Raw genomic sequence first — 1916 nt, 5'->3', positions numbered from 1 at the left:
GTCGGGGGGGGTGTACGCCCTCCCCCCCCCGGCGCGCGCCCCCTCCCCCACGCCCCCCCCCCCCGCCCGGGGGGGGGGGCACCCCCCCCCCCCCGGGCCCCCCACCCCCGTTCGCGGTTCCGCCGCCAGGTCACGTTACCGGCCAGTAATTTGGCTGATCACCACCTCCTCCGGGGTCGGCTGTGATCACTAGGCTCGTCGTGATCACATCAAGTGGACCGAGGGAGCAGCGCGTGATGGCACGACCCCACCGAACCGGCGGACACCGGGCGGCGAGCGCCGCCCTGGCCCTGGCCCTGGCCCTGGCGCTCGGGCTCGGGGCCGGTGCGGTGGCCCAACCCGCGATGGCCCAACCCGCGCCGGCCGCACCCGCGTTCGGGTCCGCCGCCGCGTCCGCGCTCGGCGGCTTCCGGCTGGCGGACATCACCGCCCGGGACGGCGTCGTGCTCAAGGCCGACGTCTTCACCCCGCCCGCCGGAACCCCGGGCGCCGACGCCCGCGGCCGCTACCCGGTGGTGGTGCAGCCCGCGAGCTGGGGGCAGAACGACCTGGAGTACGTCGCCCAGGGGCACCGGTTCGCCGCCGCCGGGTACGTCGTCGTGACGTACACCGTGCGCGGGTTCTGGGGTTCGGGCGGGGAGGTGGACGTCGCCGGGCCCAAGGACGTCGCCGACATCTCGACGGTGATCGACTGGGCCCTCGCGCAGACCCCGGCGGACCCGGACCGGGTCGGCATGATCGGCCTGTCGCTCGGCGGCGGCCTCACCCTCCTCGGCGCCGCGTTCGACCCGCGGATCAAGGCCGTCGCCTCGCTCAGCGGCTGGGCCGACCTGACCGACGCGCTGTACAGCGGACAGACCCGGCACACCGCCGCCGCCACCCGGCTGGCCCGGATCGAGGGCCTGACCGGGCGCAAGAGCCCGGAGTTCGCGGCCGCCCTGGACGACCTGTTCGGCGACCACGACCTCCCCGACGTGATCGCCTGGGCGAAGCTCCGCTCGCCCGCGGCCTACCTGGACCGGATCAACGCCAACGGTGCCGCCGTCTACCTCGCCAACGGCTGGAGCGACAGCTTCTTCAACCCCGGCCAGATGACCGACTTCTACCGGCGGCTGACCGTCCCCAAGCGCCTCGAACTGCGGCCCGGCGACCACGCCAGCCAGGAGTTCACCGGCCTGCTCGGCTTCTCCAACGCCACCTGGGACGACGCCCGCGGCTGGCTCGACCAGCACCTCAAGGGCGTGGCGGGCGCGGGCCTGCCGCCGGGCGTCGGCCTGGAGGTCCGCCCGACCGGCACCCACGAGGCGTACCCGGACTGGGAGTCGGTCGCCTCCCGCACCGAGCGGCTGGACCTGGCCGGCACCGCCACCGTCCGCGGCGACCGGTCCTCCGGCGCGAGCGGCGGCACCGTGCTGCTCTCCGGCCTGGTCGACCAGTGGCTGCACCAGCCGCCGACCGTCCTGGTCCCGCTGCTGGACCGCGAGGCCGCCGCCGTGCGGCAGTCGGAGCCGTACGAGCGGGGCCTGTCCGTGCGCGGGGCCGTCCGGGTGCACACCACCGTGACCGGCTCCGCCCCGCAGGGCACCGCCGTCGCGTACCTCTACGACGTTGACGCGCTCGGCGTCGGGCGGCTGATCGCGCACGCCCCGCAGAGCTGGTCCGGCCGTACGGCGGGGCAGTCCTTCCCGCTGGACGTCACGCTGTTCCCCACCGCGTACGACCTCCCGGCCGGCCACCGGCTCGCGCTGGTGCTCGGCACCCGGGACGGCCTGTACGGCGGCGAGACGCCGTCGGACGGCACGGTGGCCTTCGGTCCGGCGGAGGTCTCGCTACCCGTCCGCTGAGGCCGGCGCCCCGCCCCCGCGCCAACCGGAAGGGAGGGGGGGGGGGGGCCCACCGACAGACCGGCCACCCCC

General features: G+C 76.3%; 1 protein-coding gene. It reads left to right on the top strand.

What is annotated here, in order from left to right:
* The first annotated feature begins 236 nt into the window (after positions 1-236).
* Complete coding sequence (locus tag ACFWXO_RS15500; protein ID WP_380524436.1) at positions 237-1844, top strand: CocE/NonD family hydrolase; 1608 nt, start codon at positions 237-239, stop codon at positions 1842-1844.
* Positions 1845-1916 lie beyond the last annotated feature (72 nt).

It is taken from the genome of Kitasatospora sp. NPDC059088 (assembly GCF_042738155.1).
In the GTDB taxonomy this organism is placed as follows: domain Bacteria; phylum Actinomycetota; class Actinomycetes; order Streptomycetales; family Streptomycetaceae; genus Kitasatospora.
The sequence above is the reverse complement of the archived record's forward strand: the minus strand, read 5'-3'. Positions and strand labels throughout refer to the sequence as shown.